Origin of the sequence: Kordiimonas lacus, assembly GCF_001550055.1 — a bacterium.
Classification (GTDB): domain Bacteria; phylum Pseudomonadota; class Alphaproteobacteria; order Sphingomonadales; family Kordiimonadaceae; genus Kordiimonas; species Kordiimonas lacus.
In genome coordinates this window covers 171,354-194,537 of record NZ_LRUA01000004.1, presented here as the reverse complement: position 1 = coordinate 194,537, position 23,184 = coordinate 171,354, and the positions used below count along the sequence as shown (strand labels likewise).

Annotated in this window: 20 protein-coding genes and 1 tRNA gene; 9 read left to right on the top strand and 12 right to left on the bottom strand. The window is 57.5% G+C overall.

Features of this window, described 5'->3' with window-relative positions; genetic code table 11:
• The first annotated feature begins 78 nt into the window (after positions 1–78).
• The gene (locus KORLAC_RS07535) at positions 79–1,671 is read left to right on the top strand and encodes a hypothetical protein (protein ID WP_068305058.1); all 1,593 of its coding nucleotides are present in this window, start codon (positions 79–81) and stop codon (positions 1,669–1,671) included.
• A gap of 77 nt (positions 1,672–1,748) precedes the next feature.
• On the opposite strand, the gene KORLAC_RS07530 is transcribed toward KORLAC_RS07535, so the two are convergent.
• A complete protein-coding gene (locus KORLAC_RS07530; protein WP_068305055.1) occupies positions 1,749–3,140 on the bottom strand; it encodes a hypothetical protein in 1,392 nt (463 codons plus the stop codon).
• A 182-nt stretch (positions 3,141–3,322) separates the two neighbouring features.
• Positions 3,323–5,077 (bottom strand): tetratricopeptide repeat protein, encoded by a 1,755-nt coding sequence (locus KORLAC_RS07525; RefSeq protein ID WP_068305053.1) that lies wholly within the window; start codon positions 5,075–5,077, stop codon positions 3,323–3,325.
• 156 nt (positions 5,078–5,233) lie between these two features.
• Here KORLAC_RS07525 and KORLAC_RS07520 point away from each other — a divergent pair, with 156 nt between their 5' ends.
• Positions 5,234–6,559 (top strand): FAD-dependent oxidoreductase, encoded by a 1,326-nt coding sequence (locus tag KORLAC_RS07520; RefSeq protein ID WP_068305051.1) that lies wholly within the window; start codon positions 5,234–5,236, stop codon positions 6,557–6,559.
• 5 nt (positions 6,560–6,564) lie between these two features.
• On the opposite strand, the gene KORLAC_RS07515 is transcribed toward KORLAC_RS07520, so the two are convergent.
• The 3 genes from KORLAC_RS07515 to KORLAC_RS07505 are packed head-to-tail and all read right to left on the bottom strand — an operon-like array spanning position 6,565 to position 9,015.
• Positions 6,565–7,008: a PaaI family thioesterase gene (locus KORLAC_RS07515; RefSeq protein ID WP_068305049.1), complete on the bottom strand. Its 444-nt coding sequence runs from the start codon at positions 7,006–7,008 to the stop codon at positions 6,565–6,567.
• A gap of 11 nt (positions 7,009–7,019) precedes the next feature.
• Positions 7,020–8,153 carry an exo-alpha-sialidase gene (locus KORLAC_RS07510; protein WP_160328613.1) on the bottom strand — a complete coding sequence of 378 codons (1,134 nt, stop codon included), beginning with the start codon at positions 8,151–8,153 and terminating at the stop codon, positions 7,020–7,022.
• 13 nt (positions 8,154–8,166) lie between these two features.
• A complete protein-coding gene (locus tag KORLAC_RS07505; RefSeq protein ID WP_068305045.1) occupies positions 8,167–9,015 on the bottom strand; it encodes a TIGR00266 family protein in 849 nt (282 codons plus the stop codon).
• 220 nt (positions 9,016–9,235) lie between these two features.
• Between KORLAC_RS07505 and sppA the strand changes: the two genes are divergently transcribed.
• The 3 genes from sppA to KORLAC_RS07490 all read left to right on the top strand — a co-directional run bounded on the left by sppA (position 9,236) and on the right by KORLAC_RS07490 (position 12,147).
• Positions 9,236–11,005 (top strand): signal peptide peptidase SppA, encoded by a 1,770-nt coding sequence (sppA, locus tag KORLAC_RS07500; protein ID WP_160328612.1) that lies wholly within the window; start codon positions 9,236–9,238, stop codon positions 11,003–11,005.
• Positions 11,006–11,007: 2 nt separating this feature from the next.
• The gene (gene msrB / locus KORLAC_RS07495) at positions 11,008–11,406 is read left to right on the top strand and encodes a peptide-methionine (R)-S-oxide reductase MsrB (RefSeq protein ID WP_068305041.1); all 399 of its coding nucleotides are present in this window, start codon (positions 11,008–11,010) and stop codon (positions 11,404–11,406) included.
• A gap of 114 nt (positions 11,407–11,520) precedes the next feature.
• Positions 11,521–12,147, top strand: coding sequence for an FMN-dependent NADH-azoreductase (locus KORLAC_RS07490; RefSeq protein ID WP_068305037.1), 627 nt, complete (start codon positions 11,521–11,523; stop codon positions 12,145–12,147).
• Between the two features lie 37 nt (positions 12,148–12,184).
• Here the strand turns inward: KORLAC_RS07490 and KORLAC_RS07485 are convergent, their stop codons facing one another.
• On the bottom strand, positions 12,185–13,600 hold the full coding sequence (locus tag KORLAC_RS07485; RefSeq protein ID WP_068305034.1) for a DUF3667 domain-containing protein: 1,416 nt from the start codon (positions 13,598–13,600) through the stop codon (positions 12,185–12,187).
• Positions 13,601–13,669: 69 nt separating this feature from the next.
• A complete protein-coding gene (locus tag KORLAC_RS07480) occupies positions 13,670–14,323 on the bottom strand; it encodes an MBL fold metallo-hydrolase (RefSeq protein WP_068305033.1) in 654 nt (217 codons plus the stop codon).
• A gap of 167 nt (positions 14,324–14,490) precedes the next feature.
• Between KORLAC_RS07480 and KORLAC_RS07475 the strand changes: the two genes are divergently transcribed.
• The 4 genes from KORLAC_RS07475 (at position 14,491) to kynU (ending at position 17,510) form a co-directional block, all read left to right on the top strand.
• Entirely contained in the window at positions 14,491–14,694 is a 204-nt protein-coding gene (locus KORLAC_RS07475) for a hypothetical protein (RefSeq protein ID WP_068305032.1), read from the top strand.
• 82 nt (positions 14,695–14,776) lie between these two features.
• A complete protein-coding gene (locus tag KORLAC_RS07470) occupies positions 14,777–15,637 on the top strand; it encodes a tryptophan 2,3-dioxygenase (protein ID WP_068305030.1) in 861 nt (286 codons plus the stop codon).
• A complete protein-coding gene (gene kynB / locus KORLAC_RS07465) occupies positions 15,634–16,272 on the top strand; it encodes an arylformamidase (RefSeq protein ID WP_068305029.1) in 639 nt (212 codons plus the stop codon). The genes KORLAC_RS07470 and kynB overlap by 4 nt, the downstream gene beginning before the upstream one ends.
• Entirely contained in the window at positions 16,269–17,510 is a 1,242-nt protein-coding gene (gene kynU, locus KORLAC_RS07460; protein ID WP_068305028.1) for a kynureninase, read from the top strand. Before kynB ends, kynU begins: the two co-directional genes overlap by 4 nt.
• Before the next feature lie 2 nt (positions 17,511–17,512).
• Here kynU and KORLAC_RS07455 read toward each other — a convergent pair whose 3' ends face one another.
• From KORLAC_RS07455 to KORLAC_RS07435, 5 genes are all read right to left on the bottom strand, one after another.
• Positions 17,513–18,460, bottom strand: a complete 948-nt coding sequence (locus KORLAC_RS07455; RefSeq protein WP_068305026.1) for a DUF1835 domain-containing protein — start codon at positions 18,458–18,460, stop codon at positions 17,513–17,515.
• Positions 18,461–18,553: 93 nt separating this feature from the next.
• Positions 18,554–18,628 (bottom strand) — tRNA-Gln (locus KORLAC_RS07450).
• A gap of 113 nt (positions 18,629–18,741) precedes the next feature.
• The gene (locus KORLAC_RS07445; protein WP_068305020.1) at positions 18,742–19,650 is read right to left on the bottom strand and encodes a 4-(cytidine 5'-diphospho)-2-C-methyl-D-erythritol kinase; all 909 of its coding nucleotides are present in this window, start codon (positions 19,648–19,650) and stop codon (positions 18,742–18,744) included.
• Positions 19,647–21,371, bottom strand: a complete 1,725-nt coding sequence (locus KORLAC_RS07440; RefSeq protein ID WP_068305018.1) for a tetratricopeptide repeat protein — start codon at positions 21,369–21,371, stop codon at positions 19,647–19,649. The genes KORLAC_RS07445 and KORLAC_RS07440 overlap by 4 nt, the downstream gene beginning before the upstream one ends.
• A gap of 23 nt (positions 21,372–21,394) precedes the next feature.
• Positions 21,395–23,050: an electron transfer flavoprotein-ubiquinone oxidoreductase gene (locus KORLAC_RS07435; protein WP_068305015.1), complete on the bottom strand. Its 1,656-nt coding sequence runs from the start codon at positions 23,048–23,050 to the stop codon at positions 21,395–21,397.
• Between the last annotated feature and the right edge of the window lie 134 nt (positions 23,051–23,184).

Here is a 23,184-nt window from a genome sequence, read left to right as displayed (position 1 = left end):
ATAAAACATAGGTTTACGTATCCCTGACAGCTTTCTATGCTGCGCCTACTTTTATCAGTTCTCTAGGGGGTAACACACATGGGACGTACAGCCATCCTGACCACAGCTGTGGTCGGGGCCGCCGCGATTGGCGGCTATTTCTTTCTTGCAAACAGCTTCGAAGCCCAGGTTCAGGCACAAGTTGACAGCATTATCAGCAATCCGGATCTCGACGTGGATGTCACCTATGACAGCCTGAAAACCGACCTTTTTTCCGGCACAGCCATGATTGAAGGCATCAAGGTTATCAATCCGGAAAGGCCGGACAGTGAGGCAACGGTCAAGTCGGTCAACCTGGATATTGGCTTCAACCCCATAGCGGGCAGCGCCACCGTCGACGGCTTTCGCATCGAAGGTTTAGATTTTAGCGAGAAGGATGGCTCTTTTTCCCTGGAATCTGGTGAAGTCAGGGGCGCCGACCTCCCAGCTGTCATGACTGCCTTCCAGGAAGAAACGCTGCAAGACTGGCCTTTCACGCTTGTGGAAGTTCAGGGCGCCAAAATGGAAGGCACGCCTGCGAATAACCCTTCGCAGAAAGTTATGATGTCCCTGAACACAGCACGCATGGCTACCAATGGTGACCTGACGCGCGTCAATGAATTTCTGATCGATGACTTCGTACTGAATGCGGCAAACAATGGGTCATTCACACTGGGACGCTACGAGGTCACAGGCTTTGACATCGGCTGGATCAAAGACCTGATAGCGATGAACAGAGCCCCGGAAGACGAAGAAGGCTCAGGCGACGCGCTTGAAATGGCTGCGGCTGCATCCCTCGCCAAGGCTTCCCTCAACTATATGGGTATCGACTCCTTCAAGATCGAAGATTTCAAGTTCGACATGCCGATGCAAGGCATGGCGATGTCCTTCAAGGAAATTTCAGTAAAAGATCTTGTCCGCCCAGCCGACCTGGTCCTGGGTGGCACCATGAAAATCGACGCGTTCGAACTGAAAGGCATGCAGAACACCTCACCGCAGGCGATGCAGATTCTCACCCTGGCTGACTTGGACACCATCCGGATCGACATGGACACCAGCACACGGTTTGAAAAAGCGACCGATGCAGTCACCACCGTCACGACCCTGGCGCTGGACAAGCTGATCAAGCTTCAAAGTGAGGGCACAATTGGCGGCATTGATGCCGCCCGGATGTCAGAAAAACTGTTGGCCTATCAAACCGAACAGATGCTTGAGGCCTTCCGTGCAGCTGACGCCGAAACGCCGCCACAGCAGGACCCGTTCGCCCAGGTTCTTGAGGCCCTCAGCGTCTACACAGGCTATTATGACAGCGTCGACTTGACGTTGGGCCTTGAAGACCAGGGCCTAATCTCACGCAGCCTGAAGGTCTATTCAGCGCTTTCCGGTATGCCGGAAGATCAGCTGCGCGAGCAATTCACCATGATGGCAATCGCCCAAACGGCGCCCGCGCTGGGTGAAGGCGCGCCTGAAAACCTGGCTGACGTCATCCAGGCCTATATGGCACCCCAGTCGCAACCGATGCGCATCAGCATGCGCTCACTAGTGCCGATGACAGAAGAAGCCCTGAACGGCATCACACCACAAACCTGGCAGGATGTATTCGGGCTGAAGCTGGAGACAGTTGCTTCCACAGGCACGCCAGCCAGCAACTAAACCACCATCACATAACAAAAAAAGAGGGCCGCGCGGCCCTCTTTTCCGTTCTGGCAGATACTGCCTGGTCTTGGGCTCTAGCCGAAGATAAAGTCATCGGCACTGATGTTGCCGGCATTAAAATCTTCGAGGATAATCAGCGTCTTGCCTACTGTAATGTAGGTGTCATCGCCTTCCTGTGAGACATCCATGTGTTTCACATGCCCCTTCGGCAGGTCAGACAGGTCAATCAGGTCGACCCCATCTTCGAAGTCGCTAATGACGCCGCCATCGGCTTTCTTCTCAAAGACAAAGACATCTGCACCGTCACCGCCGGAGACGGCGCCGTTCACTTCACCGCCCCGGCCGAAGGTGAAGCTGTCGTCGCCCGCACCCAAGGAAACATCACCGTCGATCAGGCCGTAGTTCACGACCGTATCGTCAACGCTGGATACCTCATCAGGAAGAGACGACAACAGAATGGCGTAGCCTTCGCCATCGCCATCTGTATCCGCTTCGATCACGCCATCTTCCCCGTTCACGATCGACACCGAGCTCAGGGCGAAAATGCCGTCATCCGCGCTGGCAATCAGACCGTTGTTCTCAATGCTGGCGTCACCGATCAGGCCGAACAGGCCCACGCCCACAGTATCCACGAGGCCTAAGCCGTCGCCGCTGCCGTCACCGCGGCCTTCAATCACGCCATTGTTTACCAGGCTGAACGGAGACTGGATGTCGCTGCCGTCCGGCTGGATGCCCTGAACACCGATCCCTGCTTCGCCGCCGGTGAACAGGCCATCATTGACCACATGGCCGCCGCCAGAGAGCATGGCGCCTGCGCGGATACCATCCAGCACACCGCCTTCATGGTTGTTGATGGTGGTCAGCCCTGCTGCGATGTCTGCCTCGTCAGTCGTGGAGAGCGCGAAAGACGAGATACCGTCATAGGCGGACCATCCGCCACCGATCACCCAATCGCCGGCGCTTTGGATCGTACCCCAGTTGTCCACGGTGCCACCATGCATGCGGATACCGTCATCGCCACCCTCAATCAGTCCATGGTTGACGATTGTGGTGTCGCTGGATGCAACAATACCACTTTCTGTATAGACACCGGCGATCTCAATGCCGAACCGCAAACCGGAGATAAGACCGGTTTCGTTGTTTGTAAGGGTCAGCGTGCCGTTTCCGATCGCCAGCGCCCCGCCCCAACCAAAAGGCTCCTCGCCGTTCGTCAACCAGGCGGTACTGATGATAGAACCATTGTTGGTAACAAGTGTCTGGTCAGCATCTGACTCTACGGCTCCGCGTCCTGTCAGAAGTTCACCGCCAAAGGAAATCACCCCACCATTGACCAGGCTGTTCACATCCCCACCTGCCAGATCGATGCGACCGTCAACAAGGACGCCGGATGTTACCAAAACCTCATCGTCTGCGTCGGTCAGCAAAACATCGCCCAGCTGATCGGAATCAATAATTGTTGTAGGCATGCCTGATATCCCCTTAAAGATGGCGAAGAAGCTGCTATCCTGCGCTTTTCGCTATGGTTAAAAAAGAATTAATAGAACAACCTATAGAAGATTTCCGGAAGATCAACCGCCCTGGACTATAATTTTTTCAGAACAAAAAAGAGGCCCGCGGGCCTCTTTGGAAACGCCATATTTTCTGCGTGTCAGAGGCGAATTGGTGCCACACCTTCCATGTCACGGCTTGCGTTTTTCAGTAACGCTTCGATCGCGGCAGCTTCGGCATTACGGCCCTGCGCCTCATGCGTCCGCATCAGGCCGTATAGCGACCAGGCACTGTTCGGATGGCGCACCAGACTGGCCTTGAAGGCTTGCTCCGCCTCATCCAGCCGTCCGGCTTCAAAAAGTGCACCGCCCAGGCTTTGCTCCACGGCGTAGTACCAGAAGGGTGGTTCGGTATAGCCCATGCTGTCCTGCACTTTCACCGCTTCAGTGAAGAGTGCGACAGCCGCATCTGGCGTGCCCGCCTTCATTGCCGACTTGCCCGCAATGGTCAGGCTGGCCAGCTTCAGAATGCTCGCGGCCGGAATACCCGCACTGGTAATCTTCTCGTGACTCATCAGCGCATCGATCGCGGCCTGTTCCACGGCTGCGCGTGCGTCCCCCGCTTCGGCCAGCTTCACGCCGCGGGCATAGTGCCACATGGCCTTCAGGTACGGCACCGCATCGCCGGGGTCCGGCAGTGCCAATACCTCATCAAGGTCCCCAAACTGGGCGTAGGCAAAATAAGGTGCGGCTTTGATCGGCGCGATCCATTCGGCGTGTGCCAATACCTCTGTCGGCACCAATGGGTCCAGGCGGCTGGCGTAATCAAGCGCCACATCCTCATCACCCGCCATCTGGGCCGAGACCAGAACAAAATGAACATTATGCGGGTAATAGCCGTACCGGTAGAGCATCGATCCACTCACACTGTCCAGATAGGCCTTATCCACCGCCACCGCATCGATGTTGGTATCCAGGCTGTCCAGATAGCGGCCAATCCGAAAATAGATATGCCCCGGCATATGCACCAGATGCCCGGCACCAGGCGCAAGACCCGCCAGTCTGTCGGCATAGGGTTCCGCCTTTGTGGCCATCGTGCTGGCTTCATAAAGGTGAATATACAGGTGGATGGCACCGTAATGGTCCGGGTTGGCACCCAGCACCTTTTCAATCTGGTCAAGCGCGGTCCTGATATGCGCCTTCGGCGTGGTGAAGTCACGCTCCCAATAATCCCAGGGGCTCAGGTCCATCAGAGATTCGGCATAAAGGGTCGCCACATCCTGATCATCGGGGAACTGGGCCGCTACAGCCGCCATGGCATCTGCGTATCCCTGCGCGTCCACATCCATGCCCGCCCGGTAGCGCACAGCAAGCGCATCAATCAATGCCTGTTCACGCGCATCGGCCTTATCTTTCAGCGCAACGGCCTGCGCGATGGCCGTCAGGGCCTTTTCGTTGGCGTCAGCGTCCATCCCCGCGTTGATATTGGGCCCCAAGGCCACGGCTTCGCCCCAATAGCAAGCTGCACAATCGGGGTCCAGCATCTGGGCGGTTTTGAAGGCCCGGATGGCTTCCCAGTGATTAAAGCCGTAAAGAAGTGCGAAACCTTGCCTGAAATAGGCACGTGCTTCGGCGCTTTTGCTTGAGATGGGGAATGCCCGGTGATCCAGCCCCGCAATCAACGGCACAGATGCATCAGCCGTATCGCTGGCCTGCACGGCGCTCGCGATCAGGTGGGCAATATCCGGACGGAACAGGCTACCCCGCTTGGACCCGATCGGGCCACAGATATTCTGGCGCACTTCGCCAGGATTGAAGCTAAAGCTGGCGCCGTCCTCAAGCGGCGTTGTGGGCAGCAAGGTGTGAACGCCCGCAATCGCGGCAAGGCACACCGCTGGTGCAATCAATGACTTCATAATTCCCCCTATGGCCCTTCATAGGCCCCGATTTCCTATCATCAGGTTGAACCCCGAGTGAGCTTACCAGAAAGTGGGGGCCAAATCACCTGCTACGGCCTCTTGGCCCACGCAGGAAATCATGGCATGCTTTCCTCAAATACAAGGGAGGGACATATGGTGGCTGACGATGCAGCGAATGGATCAGACACGCTATCGGTTGCTGTGATTGGCGCAGGCCCAGCGGGATATTATACCGCAGAGGCGCTCACCAAAAATGACGCCAATGTCCGGGTCGATATTATCGATCGCCTGCCAACCCCCTTCGGCCTGATCCGCGCGGGCGTCGCGCCCGATCACCAGTCCATCAAGAATGTCTCCCGCCGATATGAAGCCACCAACCAGCGTGAAAATGTCCGCTTCGTTGGCAACCTGTCCCTGGGGCGTGACGTCACGCTGGCCGAACTGCGCGACATATATGACGCTGTTGTTCTGGCGACAGGTGCCGCCAAGGACCGCTCGCTGGGTATTGACGGTGAAGACCTGCCGGGCGTGATCGGCTCCGGCCCGTTCGTCGGCTGGTATAATGCCCACCCCGATTTCAAAGACCTGAACCCGGACCTGCGGGTGGCATCCGTGGCTGTTATCGGCAACGGCAATGTGGCGATTGATGTGGCCCGTATCCTGGCCAAGACTGCCAGCGAAATGGCGGAAACCGACCTTGCCCCCCACGCTGCCAAATCAATCCATGGCTCTCCCATTCGCGACATTTACATTCTGGGTCGTCGCGGGCCGCTTGAGGCCAGCTTCACCCCCAAGGAACTGGGCGAATTGAACCAGTTGGAAAACTGCGTGGCCCTTGTGGACGGCAACCAGCTGCCAAGCGAAGACATTGACGACATGATGACCGGCGCCCAGCGCAAGAATATGGCGGCGCTCCGGCAGATGGCGCAAGCAGACCCCGAGAGTAAACCTGTGCGCCTGCATGTGAAATTCTTTCTACGCCCCATGGCGGTATTGGGCGACGAGTGCGTGTGCGGTCTGCGGCTGGAAGAAACCAAGGTCGAAGACGGCAAATGCGTTGGCACCGGCAAAACCGAAGTTCTGCCAACGGGCCTTGTGGTGCCCTGCATCGGTTACCGCACCAGCCCGATCCCGGATGTGCCATACGACGAACGCTATGGCTGCTTTGAAAATGAAGACGGCCTGATAGGCCCGCGCCTTTACTGTGTCGGCTGGGCCAAGCGCGGCCCCACCGGCACCATCGGCACCAACAAGCCGGACGGCGCTGAAGTCGCGCAAAAGATCCTCGCTGAGGTCAGGCCCGCAGGCCGCCCGGGACGGTCAGGTCTGGATGCGCTTGTCAAGGAACGAGACCTGCACATTGTAACCTTCCAGGACTGGAAGAAGATCGAAGCATCAGAAGAAGCCATGGCAGCAGAAGGTGCTCCGCGCCAAAAACTAACAGACATTGGCGAAATGGTGCGGATTGCCGAAAGCTAATCCGATCAGCCTTTATGCTCGCCCCTGCCCTTGACCTTCTTGATAATACCGCTGAAGGCCATGATCGTGCGGTCACCGGAAAAGATTTTACCACGCACGAAAATCAGCGACCGCGTGTCACGTGTGATCTCGCCTGTTGCCTCGACCAATTCCCCCGCCTGCCCGGCGGAAACGAATTCGCTGTTGAAAGCAACCGTGACGCCAAAGCCGCCCAGCACTTCCTTCGCAATGGCGAACAAGGCGAAATCAGCAAAGCTCATCAACAGGCCGCCATGTAGCATGCCGCCCGCGTTGCAGTGCCGTTCGGCTTCCGCCACAAAGGCCGACCGGTGTGTGCCGTCGCCATTGTCCTTCAGGTAGAAGGGGCCGATCAGGTCCTCAAACGGGTCCACGTCGCCCCAGGTTCTGTATCCTGCAGCAACAAGATCATCATTTGTTTCAATGGTCATAAAGCCCCGCCTTAATCAATCTCCAGCACCGTACATTCGATGCCGCGTATGCCTCTTTCGTCCGTGATATAGTAGGCAATTACAATTCGTCCATCCGCGAGTTGCGTTGCAGACGGATAACCCGTGTCGCGGCTTGGGCTATCGTCCCTGACAATGACCTCGGATGCGTCCTCAATCGCTTGCCCGGGCGCAACCAAACGGGCCCTGACCCCCATGGGGGCGTGCCTGTAGCCATATACCAACAAAAGCCGGCCATCCTGCAGCACGAACGGGTCATAAGGATGACCTTTGACCTCCACGGTCTGCGGGGGCCCGAACGTCGCGCCCCCGTCGTCCGATCTGGCTGTAACCAGCCTGTCGTCATTTTCCGAAGTTCGGTTGAAAACGGATATCGCGCCTGCAGGCCAAGGGGCAAGGGCCGGCTCCTGCAAACCAATATCATCCATGGCGACAACATCAGGGTGCAGCTGCCAGCTCGCCCCCATATCCAACGACTTGAAAACCCTGAGCGCGGTATATGGTCGACCTTCAAGACGCCCTTGGTAGCCAGCGACCATCAACGTGCCGTCACCCTGTTCAATCATTCTGCCGCGCAGCGCTGCACCGCCCGGGCGATGGCCATAGCCGAAATCGAAAGTTTTATCATCCACCGGCACCATCTGATGATCCGACCAACTGGCTCCGAGATCATCACTGAACCGCGTGTAGCCACCCCAGTTGAGATAGGCTTCGCCATCCTCTGACGGTCGTCTGAACCCCAGCAACCCATGGTCCATCAGTCGGTTCGCATCCGCAGTCGGCACTGGATACCAGAGAAAGCCATACTGGATCAGTCGGCCTGTGCTGGTCAGAAACATATTGGCGTCCTGATCCGCCGCTTCGGCATGGGGAGGCAGGATTTTGACCGGTTGAGTTGGCGCAAGCGTTTCATCCAGCTTCACGCAGGCTATGTGCGAGCGGAAATGCAGATGATCCACAGAGTCAAAATGCTCATCACGATGCTCGCCCAGCATCCAGCGGTGATCCGGCGCACGGCGAAAAGACAGGATTACCCCACCGTCCGGCAAGGTAACAACACAGGGGAAAGCTGCGAAAAAGCGCTCGTCCCGATAGAGGATCCTGTGTTCCTGAATGCGCAATCCCACCGCCGAAGCCACCCTAGAAATTGTCGCCGTCAAGCATACGCCCAACACCGCCCAAGATAGACCCTTCGCCTTTGTCTTTGCCACCATGCTGGGGCGCGCAGGCGAGGACGCGGCCTGCTAGCCGGCTGAATGGCAGGCTTTGCAGCCATACCTTGCCTGGTCCTTGAAGGCGCGCAAAGAAGACGCCCTCGCCGCCGAACACCATGGACTTAATACCGCCGACGCGTTCCACATCCATGTCGACTGTATCAGTCATGGCCGCCAGACAGCCAGTGTCCACATGCAGCACTTCGCCGGGCTTGAGCTCTTTTTCAACCAGCGTGCCGCCGATATGAATGAAGGCCCAGCCGTCACCGTCCAGCCGTTGCATGATAAAGCCTTCACCACCAAAAAGGCCGGTCAGGATTTTCTTCTGGAAATGGATACCTACCTGCACACCACGGGCGGCCGCCAGAAATGCGTCTTTCTGGCAAATCAACCGCCCACCATAGTCAGTCAGTTTGACTGGCAGGATATTGCCTGGGTATGGGGCCGCGAACGCCACACGCGCCTTGCCGCCGCCTTCATGAGTAAACACCGTGGTAAACAGGCTTTCCCCGGTCAGCAGGCGCTTACCTGCCCCCAGGAGCTTGCCCATGAAGCCGCCATCCTGGCCGGACCCGTCGCCAAACACAGCGCTCATGCCAATATACTGGTCCTTGAACATCATGGCGCCGGCTTCGGCGATGGCGGATTCACCCGGGTCCAGCTCGACCTCCACAAATTGCATTTCGTGGCCCTTGATCTCGAAATCCACATCGTCGGCAACGCTGGCCGACCGGGCATGATGGCTTACAGGAACCTCTGGAACATGACTGGTCATTTGCTGTCTTCCTTAGTTTTTTCTCATTAATTCTTCAAAAGCGGGCACATTCTCGCGAGCCACTCTTGACGCTAGCGGTCTGAGGTCGCACTTTCATACTTAAGAAGGCATTTTTGCTGGCATATTTCAAGGTTTGGAGAAGCTCCGTATGAAGGGCGTGTGGGAAATCATTAAGACTATTTTCAAATTCATCCAGGGACTGGGTACCCTTACCCTCGGGATGTTGACCCTTTTCGCCATGTTCGGGATCGTTCTGGCCTTGTCAAGCAGAGGCGAACCCCGCGTCAGCGTGCCGAACGGCGCCGTGATGGTGCTTGATCCAGCCGGCGCGATTGTTGAGCAGGTTGAATATCCAGACCCGCTCGATGCGGTCTTTGCGTCCGAATTCAACCGCGAGCCGCCCCAAACCAGCATCCATGACATCACAGGTGCGCTCAAGCTGGCAAAAACCGATAACCGCATCGCGGCTGTGGCACTGATCACCGACTCGCTCGGCCCCATCGGCCCAAGTCACCTGCATACGATCGCCCAGTCCATCCGCGATTTCAAGGAAAGCGGCAAGAAGGTCTATGCACTCTCAACCGCCTACAGCCAGGCCAGCTACCTGCTGGCCGCTGAAGCCGACAAGGTCTATATGAACCCGGCGGGTAACGTGTTCCTGACCGGCTATGGCTTCTATCCGACCTACTTCAAAAGCTTGCTTGAAAAGCTTGAGGCCAACGTGAATGTGTTCCGTGTGGGCACCTACAAGTCCGCCGTTGAGCCTTTCATCCGGGACGATATGTCACCGGCGGCAAAGGAAGCCAACCTGGCGTTCCTCGGCAGCCTGTGGGATCAATATGAGGGTGCCGTTGTGGAAGCGCGCGGCCTTGAGGCTGGTGCACTGACAAACAGCATCAACAACCTGCCCGACCGGTTGCGGGAAGCGGAAGGCAATTTTGCCAAGCTGGCGCAAAACGGCGGCCTGGTGGATGAGCTGGCGCCGCGCACAGTTTGGCGGAATGCCCTGAAAGAGGAATTCGGCGAAAATCCAGGCGGCGGCAACACCTTCAAGCAAATCCATTATCAGAGCTATCTCGCGGCCAAGCAGGAAAGCCGACGTGGCGGTAATGAGATCGCAGTGATCACGGCCCAGGGCCAGATTGTGATGGGCGATGGCCCGATCACCGTCAGCGCGGCTGAAACGCTTGTGGGCTATATCCGCAACGCGCGCAACAACCCGAACACTGCCGCGATTGTACTCAGGGTCAACAGCCCTGGCGGGTCAGCCTTCGCGTCTGAACTGATCCGGCAGGAGCTGGTCGCGGCCCAGGAACAAGGCCTGAAGGTGATCGCCTCCATGGGGCCCGTTGCGGCCTCAGGCGGTTACTGGATTTCCGCGACCGCTGACGAAATTTGGGCTGCCCCTTCCACCATCACCGGTTCCATCGGCATCTTCGGCGTGATCCCGACGTTCGAGAATACACTGGCAAAAGCCGGCGTCTATACGGACGGGGTGGGCACCACGGAGATGGCAGGCGCCTTCTCTACCGCACGGCCGCTGTCTGACATGACCAAGGATGTGATCCAGCAGTCTATCGAGAATGGCTACAGCCAGTTCCTGTCGCTGGTCGCAGAAGGCCGCAACATGACAGTTGAAGACGTGGATAAGATTGCCCAGGGACGTGTCTGGGTGGGCTCCACAGCTAAAGATTTGGGCCTTGTCGACCATCTGGGCGGCTTTGGTGACGCTGTTGCTGCCGCGGCAACCGCAGCCGGCATTGAAGACTATGACGTTGTCTTCTACCGCGATTTCCCAAGCAAATGGGACCAGATGATCGCAGACATCCTGAATTCCAGCCTGGGCATCGACTTCAAGTCGCAAGCATCCCAAAGCCTGTCGCCGGTGATGCAGACGGCCATGAAGCTGAAAGGCGAAGCCGACATGCTGCTGAACTTCAATGATCCGATGGCCAGCTACGCGCTGTGCCTCTTGTGCAAGGTGGAATAGCCATGACTGACGTCAAGAAAACGGACGCCGAGTGGCGCGAGGAACTGACGCCTGAACAATATGCCGTGTGCCGCTGTGGCGGCACCGAGGCGCCCTTCACGGGTGAATATTGGGATACCAAGACGCCCGGCACCTACCACTGCGCCGGGTGTGGAGCCCCGCTGTTTTCAAGCGACACCAAATATGAAAGCGGTTCGGGCTGGCCCAGCTTCTGGGACGCAATCGATGAAAACGCAGTCGCGGAAAAAACGGACACCAGCCACGGTATGGTGCGCACCGAAATCCTGTGCGCCAAATGCGACAGCCATCTGGGCCATGTGTTTCCGGACGGGCCGCAGCCCACGGGCTTCCGCTACTGCACCAACAGTGCGTCCCTGAAACTGGAACCCCACGACAAGTAACGTTCGCAAATATGCAACACAGGCTTGGCAATTATCGATCTATCTAACCACCTGGCACAACCCTATCTTTCCTTCAAACGCAGCACCCGCTGCCCGTTATTGAAGGAAAGATAAATGACCAGCACCACGCAAGCCCCCCGCACCATCCTGCGCGTAGACGGAAGCGTCCGCACCAATGGTTCCGTAACCCGTGACCTGACAACCCGTTTCATCGAGTCCATCACTGAAAGCAATGATGTCGCCGTTCTGCGCCATGACCTGGCAAAGGGGCTGCCGTTGATTGGTGAAGACTGGGTCGGCGCCAACTTCACGCCTGAAGAAGACCGCTCAGCCGAACAGAAGCAAACGCTGAAACTGTCCGACGACCTGATCGCGGACCTGAAGGCTGCGGACGTTCTTGCAATCGGCCTGCCCATCTATAATTTCGGCGTGCCAGCCGGGCTCAAAGCGTGGGTTGACCTGATTGCCCGCGCCCGTGTCACCTTCCGCTACACCGAGAATGGCCCCGAAGGGCTTCTGACCGGCAAGAAAGCCTATCTGCTTGTGGCGTCTGGCGGCACAGTCGTTGGCAGTGATATCGACTTCGCCACCACTTACATGAAGCACGCGCTGGCTTTCGTCGGCATCACGGACGTGACAATCATTGCCGCTGACAGGATGGCTGTGGATGCCGAAGCCAGCCTTGCAAAGGCAGATGGTGAACTGACAGCCGCGGCAAACACACTAAAGCTTGCGGCGTAAAGCATGACAGACGGCGCCTATCACCCTTGGGCGCCCGCTATGCCTCCGTCTCAAACGCCGAAGTGTCGCCCATCAGAAGGTCGAAAACATCAATATCGCCAAGACCCGCGAACACGATGAAGAACATCACCAACATCATCACAGCAAAATAGGACACCCAGATGGGCCCGGCCTTGAAAAAGGCCTTCAACCAACCCTGCCCCTGGCCGATCTTCAGCGCAATGATCAGATAGATCGAGGTAACCCACCAGAAGATGGTGATGCTCAAGTCGCCACCATAGGTTGGCACGATCACCGTCATGGCCGTCATCAGCAGGAACAGGAAGGTATGGAAATGCAGTGAAAAGACAAATTGCTGCAGGTACACGCGGTCCTTGCCCCAATGGAACACGCGCAGAATGAACGCAAAAATCGGCATCAGCACAAATAGCGCCGGCGGCAGCCAGTCGTTGAACAGCTCGTTAAACGCTTCCGGGTCCTGAAGGGCTTCAGAAAAGCCTCTGGTCGCGCGTTTGAGAAAGGCCGGGTTTTCCGGATCATTGAGAATTTCGTCAATATCCTCCTGTTTCAACCCTTCCCGTGGGTCGTTGGAGTTTTTGACAAACATGGCGATTTCCACGTCATAAGGCCAATCGGTGTCAATCCTGACATCGCCACCCGCGCCGCCCGGGTCGCCACCTCCCATCAGCGACCGGATCAGGTCATCACCGTCAATCTTGACGTTTTTACCGTCCTTGGCTTCCCGGATCGCCTGTTTGGTTTCCTCCGGCAGGCGTTCAAAGCCTTCATCCCCCAGAACAAGGCGCACCTTTTCTTCAGGTGTCAGGTCCGGGCTTTTAATCGCCTCCAGGTCCTCTTTGGACAGGCCTTCCTTGGCAATTGGCTTGGTATCCTGCGCGGCAGTGCCGCCCTCGGTCGTGCTGGCCAGATCAGATTCCGCGAGCCCCGAAGACGCAACCTCCGGCGTCTGCCCCTCTGGTGGTGCCACGTCAGCAGGTGCTTCGACAACGTCTGGCCGGTCAATCGGTGTGACATGGATATCCAGGATGAGGATGTCGGCCACCTTCAAGATCACGAAAAACAGGATCGATATCACCAGATACAGCCGAAGCGGCGGCACAAAGCGCGCCCGCCTGCCGTCCCTGAACGCCCGCGTCAGACCACCAGGTACCAGCACAAGCAGGATCAATGTTTTGAAAAGGCGGCTGTCGGTTGAGATCACATCATCCAGAATTTCCCTGATCAGGGTCCAGATCGGTCGCTTCAGGTCGTCATCTTTCTGGCCGCAAATGTGACAGAAGGGACCGGTAAGCGGAGCATTGCAATTACTGCAAAGCGACCCGGTCTCCTTGATGGAGTTTTCCAGCGTTTTATAGTTGCCACCCTCGCGCAAATGCCGGTGATAGCGCTTGCGCTTAAGATGCAATATCCATTTGCGAATTAGATTTTTCATAAAGCCAGCCCCTTAAAGCCCTTATACAGAAAGACTTTTTCAGGCGCCAGCCCAAATGGGGCTGTGGTATCAGGCGCTCCTTAGCGCCTGGTCCCCGACAAATGGGTTGGACTGCCGCTCTGCGCCGAAGGTGGACAGCGGCCCGTGACCCGGCACAAAGGTCACCTCGTTCCCCAATGGCCAGAGCTTCTTGGTGATGGCGTTCACAAGGTCATCCATATTGCCGCGCGGGAAATCGGTGCGACCAATGGAGCCCTTGAACAGAACGTCGCCCACAAATGCCACCTTGTGGGTGGGCTCAAAGAAAACCACATGGCCCGGCGTGTGGCCGGGGGCATGAATCACCTGCAGCGTCACATTGCCTACCGTCACTTCGTCGCCGTCATCCAGCCACTGGTCGGGGGTACAGCACCTGAGGCCCGGCATATTATAGTTGGCTGCGTGTTCTTCGATGCCGTCGAGCCAGAATTTGTCGTCCTTGTGCGGGCCGATGATCGGCAGGCCCAGCTGTTCCTTGATGTCTTTCGCGCCGCCAGCATGGTCAAGGTGGCCGTGGGTAAGCAGTATCTGCTTCACGTCTACGCCCAGCTGCTTGGCCGCCTGCAGAAGCTTTTCAGCTTCCCCGCCCGGGTCAACAAACGCGCCTTCCATGGTTTCATCGCACCAGATGATGCTGCAGTTCTGCTGGAAAGCCGTTACCGGAACAATTTGCGCTTTTAACATCCTATACTCCTTGGGGCCCCATACATCCTGGGACAGCAATTCGGGCGGCACCCTACCCTGACAGGCGGCCGGCTGCAAGCAGGCCACCCCACTTTGACAATTTATGTCCTTGCCTTTGCGATTCAAGCTGAGCCAATCTAAGAACACAAATCGGGGAGGACATTTGGGTGAAGATACTGCTGGCGCTCATAATGGTGACTGGGCTTGGCGCATGCTCCGTCGTCACCACGCCCATCAAGGTAGCCGCAACCGCTGTGGAAACCACTGTGGATACAGCCACAACAGTTGTCAGGGTAACTGGTAAAGTGGTCGATCTGGCGGCTGATACCAAAGATGTGGTGAAAAAGGCCGATGACGTGGCCCGAAATTAACAGCAGCCAGCCTTATTGAACTCCCCAAATTTATGCGATATGATGCATTTAGTTTAGACCTAAAATAAATGCAGGTGAGAGAATGGCAACCGACCGCAAAGAAGACCAGGGCCCCGCAACGTCCGTTGATGTAACCGGCGAGGATATTCACTGGAACCAGGACATCAGCTATGGCTCCTACCTGCAGCTGGACAGGCTTCTGGAATGCCAGAACCCGCTGTCGACCAAACATGACGAGATGCTGTTTGTCGTCATTCACCAGGCGTCAGAGCTGTGGATGAAGGCCTGCATTCATGAACTGGGCGCCGCGATGAACCATCTGGCGGCTGATGATCTTGGCCCGGTGCAGAAGATGCTGTCGCGCGTGGCAAAAATTCAGGCCAACCTGCAGCAGTCGTGGGAGATCCTCTCGACTATGACGCCAGCTGATTATGCCGCCTTCCGGGACGACCTGGGCCAGAGCAGCGGCTTCCAAAGTTTCCAGTACCGCGAGATTGAGTATCGCCTGGGCAACAAGAACGCCCGCATGGCCGAAGCGCACAAGGCCTCGCCCGCGCGCTATAACCACCTGCAGGAGGTACTGGACAGGCCCAGCTTTTATGACCTGTGCCTGCAGCTTCTGGCGAGGCGCGGCTTTGACATCCCTGCCGACAAGCTGGAGCGCAAGTGGCGTGAGCCCTATGAAGCCTCGAAAGGTGTTGAAGACGCCTGGCTCAAGATTTACCAGGACACAAACAAATATTGGGACCTCTATGAGCTCGCCGAAAAGCTGGTGGACCTGGAGCATCACTTCCACGCCTGGCGCTTCGCCCACATGAAAACCGTTGAACGCATCATCGGCTACAAGAAAGGCACCGGCGGCACGGGCGGCGTGTCCTATCTGGTGAAAGCGCTGGACCTCCGCTTCTTCCCTGAACTCTGGACGCTCAGGACAAGCCTGTGACCAGGATTTATGACATCAGCCAGACCATTCGCCCTGGCATCCCGGTGTGGCCGGGCGACAGGAGCTTTGCGCTTAACCGCACCTGGAACATTGAGCCCGGCTGCCCGGTGAATGTGAGCGAACTTGTCATGTCCACCCACACAGGCAGCCACGCAGACAGCCGCCTCCATTTCGATGAGCAGGGTGTGGACTGTGCGGCGACACCGCTTGACGCCTATATCGGCCCCGCCACGCTGATTGACCTGTCGGCTGAGGTGCCGTCTGGCGGCCTTGTGGAGCCCCGGCATCTGGAAGGCAAGCTGCCCGCGCGGGTCGAGCGTGTGCTGATCAAGCTGTTTGATCGTTTCCCGCACGAAGGCTGGGACCCGAAGTTCCCCGCCATGCACCCAGACAGCATCCAGTTGCTGGCGGACCGGGGCTGCAAGCTGATCGGCCTTGATGTGCCGTCCCTGGACCCACAGGACAGCAAAACGCTGGACGCCCATTTCAAGGTGGATGCCACGGGCATGGCCATCCTTGAAGGGCTTGTGCTCGATAATGTTCCAACGGGCGACTATGAGCTGATCGCCCTGCCACTGAAGATTGAGGGCGCCGACGGCAGCCCCGTACGTGCTGTATTGAGGAGTATCCCATGATCCCAACGTCACTTGATTGGTGCCAGGAGCAAGACCGCAACGACCCGCTGGCTCCGATGAAAGATCGTTTCGATCTGCCGGAAGGCGTCATCTATATGGACGGCAACAGCCTTGGCGTGCTGCCAAAGGGCGTGGACGCCCGCATCGCTGACGTTGTCAAAAAAGAATGGGGCCAGGACCTGATCAAAAGCTGGAACACGGCGGACTGGATTAACCTGCCTGCCCGGGTCGGCAGGAAAATCGCCCCCCTTGTTGGCGCCAAGCCGAATGAGGTCGTGATGGCCGACAGCACGTCGATCAACCTGTTCAAGGTAGCCGCCGCCGCCTGCCGGATGAACAAGGGCCGCACCAAAATCATAACGGAACCCGGCAATTTCCCGACCGACCTTTACATGCTGCAGGGCCTCTCGGACTTCCTTGGCCCCGATGTGGCACTCCAGGTGGTTGAGCGCGACCAGATTATTGACGCTATTGATGACGACACGGCTGTCGTGGTGCTCACGCACGTGCATTATGTCACCGCCGATATGTTCGATATGAAAGCTGTCACCGAAGCCGCGCACGCAAAAGGCGCACTGATGGTCTGGGACCTCAGCCATTCAACAGGCGCTGTACCGGTGGACCTGAACGCAGCAGGCGCCGACTTCGCCGTCGGCTGCGGCTATAAATATCTGAACGGCGGCCCGGGCGCGCCAGCCTTCCTTTATGTGGCAGAGCGCCACCAGGCGGCCGTCAAGCAGCCGCTCACCGGCTGGTTCGGCCACAAAACACCGTTTGAGTTCCTCGATGACTATGAACCCGCAGGCGATATCCGCCGGATGCTGGTGGGCACCACAAGTGTGATGGCCGCCAGTGCACTGGATGAGGCCATGAATGCGTTTGAAGGCGTGGACATGATGGTGGTCAGGAAGAAATCCCAGGCGCTGACGGACCTGTTTATCGCGCTCTGCCGCGAGAAGCTGAAAGACCACGGCGTTGGCCTGGCCACCAGCGAAAACCCGGGCAAACGCGGCAGCCATGTGTCACTCAAGTGCGAGAACGGCTATGCGGTGATGCAGGCGCTGATCGAGCGCGGCGTGATCGGTGATTTCCGCGCGCCAGACTTCATGCGCTTCGGCTTCACCCCGCTCTATCTGGGCTTCGAGGATGTCTACCGCGCCGTTGAGATCATGGCTGATATCTTCGAAACTGGCTTCTGGAAGGAAGCCCGCTTCAATGAAAAAGGCGCCGTGACCTAGCCTTAGCCCTGCCGGCGCCAGATTTTCCCGTCTGGCGCCACCTGGATGCCACCCACGTAACGTTCGGCGCCAACATGCGTCATCCAGTCTTCGCGTCCTTCTAGGCACGCACGCCCGAGATCCGTGATCAGGAAACTCATTTCCGGCCAATCGTTCCCCGTTGCCGTCAATGCGCCGCCGTCCCTCAGCCGCTTCAGGTCGTACCAATACATCTGGTCACCCAGATAAGGCAGCGGTTCGTGTTCATGGGTCAGCGCCTTGAACAGGTCACCTGCACGCATCTCGTTGCCTGTAGCGAGGATTTTGAGGGTCAATTCCTCTGTCAGGCTGAGGCCCGATGATTTAGCCGGTAGCTCCTTCAGATGCCGCATGATGGCCGGGGCACACAGGGGCACATCGGGTGTGCCCTTTTGTGCGATGCGAACAAGACTATGCGGTGTGCCCTCCGTCAGTGCCGTCCACACCTCCGCGCCCAGTTTCAGCATGCCGTCTGTCACCTGAACGCGCGCTTCATAAAGCTTCGCCAGGTCATCCCCAGCCAGTTGGCCAAGGCCAATAAAGCGGGGTTCAACTGGATAGTCACCGACACACACCAGCTCAAGCGCCGGGCGCTCTTCGAGCGCACCGAAATGCTTCAGCAGATACATCAGGATCAGCTGGTCATAGCTGTCGTGCTCAAACCACAAAACAACCCGCTCAAAGGCGGCAGCATTCGCCAGCCGGGCATACCTAAGCCGTTGTTTCTTCAAGGCCTGTGCGGGGTCCAGCCCATAAGCGTCGGTAATGAAATTCAGCCGGCTTTCAAGAAATTTTTCCTGCGGCAGGTCCAGCACCGGCCCCTGACAGAAGGGATCGGAGAAATCCAGAAACGCCCCGCTGATGCCGGCGCCTTCAAGAGCAGCCTGAATGTCGCTACCGCAACGGATATGCAATGTCTTGTCACTGTCCATGGGCCGCACAGTTGCAGAAAAGACAAGCGGACACAACGCTTTAGCGCTGTGAAATCGGATAAATTTTCGTGATAATTCTGAAGAAGGGAGAACTGGCTGGGGCGGCAGGATTCGAACCTGCGCATGCCGATACCAAAAACCGGTGCCTTACCGCTTGGCGACGCCCCAACTGGTTCGTGGCGCGGTTTTAGTAGAACCGTCCGAGACTGTAAAGACTTTTTTTTGTACTTTTTTTTGGATTTCGATGACGGATCAACTTCACAAAATTTCAAGCATCTTTTTCAGCCGCCTCCAGCACCCAGATAGTCCGCCATAACCCACCAATTCCTGCGGCTTTCACCAATTTTTCGGGCGGCGACTTCAGCTTCCTCCGCCGTCTCAAAAAGGGCGAAACAGGTGGCCCCGCTGCCGGACATACGCGCCAGTGTAACACCGTCCTGGCACATGAATTCATCAAGCACATCCGCAACCGCCGGACAGATCGACCGCGCCGCGCCTTCAAGCGCGTTCCGGCTGCTGGCTGCAAGGTCATGCACATTGGCGCATAACGCTTCAGCATTCTGAAGCGGTGCATCAAAGGCCGCTGCCGCAACGTGATAAGCCTTGAACACCGCCGGGGTCGAGAGCGGCTCCATCGGATTTACCAGAACAATACCGGCCTGCCAACCAAGCGATACAGGCTTCAGCTCTTCACCGATTCCGCGCACCAACAGAGGCACCTGATGCAGGCATGCGGGGACGTCAGCGCCCAGTTGAAGCGCGATTCCCTCAAGCACACTCATGGGCAGCTTCAGCTTCCAGAACTGGTTCAGCGCCAGAAGCGCCGCGGCCGCGTCAGATGACCCACCACCAATGCCCGCTGCCACTGGGAGGTTCTTTTCAAGCGTTACAGCTACGTTTGGCTCAAGCCCCGCATGAGACGCCAGCAGCATGACAGCCTTGGAGACCAGGTTGCCCTCGCCTGCCCCACCCAATGCCTCGAGAGCCGACGCAAACGGGCCTTCCAGTGTAAAGGTAAACTCTGGTGCTGCGGCCACAGTGACCCTGTCGCCACCTTTAGTGAATACGAACAGGCTCTCGAGCTCATGATAGCCGTCAGCGCGGCGGCCTGTAATATGCAGGAACAAGTTCACTTTGGCCGGCGCCGTCACGCTGACAGGCGGCAGGGCTGCCCACAAGGGCATGCTCATGACGGCTCTTCAAGCCCCAGCTCGAGCTTTTCCTTGAGGGATTCTCTCTCATCGTCCGAGGGGCTGTTGTCCATGGCGTGACGCCACTGGAAGCGGGCTTCGATCCGGCGGCCAACGCGCCAATAGGCGTCACCAAGGTGGTTGTTGATGGTCGGGTCTGTGGGTTCGAGCCGCACAGCTTTTTCCAGATATTGGACCGCGGCCAGGTAATCGCCTGTCAGGTAATGAACCCAGCCCAGGCTGTCGACAATGAAGCCATCATCTGGCTGTTCGGCCACAGCCTGTTCAATCATCGCCTTGGCTTCATCAATGTTCTCGCCCCGGTCAATCCAGCTGTAGCCCAGGTAATTGAGCACGCTGGCTTCTCCCGGATTGAGCTGAAGCGCGGTCTGCAGGTCGGCTTCGGCCCGCTGCCAGTTACCCATGCGCTCATAACAGACACCACGGGCGAAGAAGATGAACCAGTCAGATTGCTGCGCAGAGCGAATCTGGCCAATCGCCTGCGTATAATAATGTACGGCTTCTTCAAATTTCTCTTCATCCCGCAGGAGATCCGCGAGCGCAGACAGGTGAGCGCTCGAATTTGGTGCGTCCCTCAGGGCTGCGCGCAACAGAGCCTCCGCCTCGCCGTCCCGGCCAGCGGACCTGAGCGCCCCAATGCGACGCAGCTCCGCCAAAGGCTTGAGCGGGCTGGTTTGCGGCACAGCAGCGTATGCTGACACGGCAGATTCAGGGGTATCAATCTGCTCCAGCAGGTTTCCCAGCAGGAAATAAATCTCGGACACCTCTGGTGTCAGGTAAGAAGCCACACGCAAATAAATGATTGCAGCTTGCTGCGACCGGCTTTGGGCAAACTCTGTGGCCAAACGGTAGAACACCAGGCCTGCTGCACCGCGCGGGTTGGTGGCGTCCTGGCTGGGGCCGAAGCCGCCCGTGATGCGCATGCCTTCGCGCAGCAGGAAGCGGTTGTCGCCAAAGCGCTTGGTCTGCTCGCCCAGGAATTCCCGCGCTTGCTGTTCCTTGCCTGTGCGCGTCAACATGTCAGCGTAGGCCACAAGCGGCTGCAGGGATGCCGGGCGCTCATCTGACGCCAGGGTCTGATAGGCACTGGATGCCGCGTCATACCGACCGAGGTGATCAAGGATATAGGCGTAATGCTCCTGCCCGATCACACCAAGCCGCGGGTCATTGATAAGCGGCGCGAGCGCCTTGCTGGCGGCCACCAGGTCATTTTCCGCTGCATAGCTCCAGGCCCCGAGGATCGGTGTGATCAGGAAACCGTAGCCAGCCCCCTCCTGCTCGCTCAACCGTTCACGTACAGCTGCCCAATCTTCATGCTTGTAGGCCTCAAGCACATACATCAGGTGCACCAGATCATCATCGACCGGCTCCTCCGAACCTTGCATCCTGACGGCGAGCGAGGCCGCCTCATCCATTCGGCCGGCATACACAAGCTGGAAGAAAGCACGGTCAGCGACAAAGCCGCTTTCCGGGTCAGCATTCAGGGCTTCAAGGAAATAGTGGGCTGAAGAGGCGTGTTGCTCATTCTGCTGGGCAAGCGTGGCGGCGACAAACGGACCATACATGGTATTGTCCGCGTCCACCGCCCGAAATTCGCTATGAAGCGTCGATGGCGCCGGGGCCAGCGTGGCAGGGTCGGAACCCTGACCCGCGCATCCCACAAGCGCCAAGGCGAAAGCCAGTGATTTGATAGGCTGCATGCCTGCCCTTTGTGCTCAAAACGTTACATATTGGGGTAGTTGGGGCCTCCACCGCCCTCAGGCACCACCCAATTAATATTCTGTGTAATATCCTTAATATCACAGGTTTTGCAATGAACACAGTTCTGAGCATTGATTTGCAAGCGCTTTTCTTCGCCGTTTTCACCCACGAATTCATACACCCCCGCGGGGCAATAGCGCTGTTCCGGACCGTTATAGTCAGCCAGATTGACTGTCACCGGAATGCTCTCGTCCTTGAGTGTCAGGTGAATAGGCTGGTCTTCCTCGTGGTTGGTGTTCGACAGGAACACGCTTGAGAGCTTATCGAAGCTGATCACCCCGTCTGGCTTCGGATAATCGATTGGCTGGCAGTCGGCCGCCTTTTTGGTGGCTTCGTTATCCTTGTGGACATGTTTCAGCGTCGGCATCAGGAAACCAAGGCCAATGGTATTCATCCACATGTCGAAACCGGCATACATGGTGCCCCATTTGGCACCGAACTTGGCAAGTGCCGGCCGGGCATTCCTGACCTTATAAAGATCTTTGTGAATCCAGCTCGATTTGAATGCATCTTCGTAGCCGCTTAGCTCAGTTTCACCGTTCGAGCCCGCAGCGATGGCGTCAAACGCGCTTTCCGCCGCCAGCATGGCTGACTTCATGGCGTTATGGGTGCCTTTGATGCGTGGAACGTTCACAAAGCCTGCCGCACAGCCGATCAGCGCACCACCAGGGAAGTAAAGCTTCGGCACGGACTGCAGCCCGCCTTCGTTGATCGCCCGAGCGCCATAGGCCACGCGGCGACCGCCCTCGAGGATCTTGCGTACTTCAGGGTGCGTCTTAAAACGCTGCATCTCATCAAACGGTGACAGATACGGGTTTTCGTAATCCAGCGTGACAACAAATCCGATGGCGATCTGATTGTTTTCCTGGTGATAGATAAAGCCACCGCCCGCTGTGTTGCCAAGCGGCCAGCCCTGGGTGTGAATCACCCGGCCCGGCACATGCTTCGATGGGTCGATGTCCCACAGTTCCTTGATACCGATACCGTATGTCTGGAACTGGCAGTTTTCCCGAAGGGCAAATTTGGCCTCAAGCTCCTTCGAGAGCGAGCCACGGCAGCCTTCCGCGAACAACGTGTATTTTGCGTGCAGCTCCATACCCGGCGTGTAACCAGCCTTCTGTTCACCGTCACGGCCAACGCCCATGTCACCCGTGGCAACACCTTTGACGCGGCCATCTTCATGATAGAGCACCTCAGAACCTGCAAAGCCCGGGTAAATCTCGACGCCCAGTGCTTCGGCCTGTTCTGCCAGCCAGCGGGTCAGGTTACCGAGCGACAGCGTATACATACCGTTGTTCGACAGAAGCGGCGGCATCATGAAGTGTGGCAGAGAAGACTTCCCGGTTTCAGACAACACCCAGTGCTGGTTGTCGGTCACCGGCGTATTCAGCGGTGCACCCTTTTCTTTCCAGTCAGGGATCAGCTCATTGAGCGCGATGGGGTCAACAACGGCGCCAGACAGGATATGCGCCCCGATTTCCGAGCCCTTTTCGATCACACAGACCATCAGCTCCTGGTCTTTTTCCTGGGCCAGTTGCATCAACCGGATCGCCGCAGACAGGCCTGCTGGCCCGCCACCTACGATCACGACATCAAATTCCATGGATTCACGTTCCATGTTGCGCTCCTTCAAACTTCCCTAACGTCCGGTGCCTAACTTCGCCACATCTTGCATGCGACCTCAACCCCAAACTGGACCGAAAACAATCATTTTCAAGTGTTTATGCCGTGCGTAGTGGCAAACGTCAAACG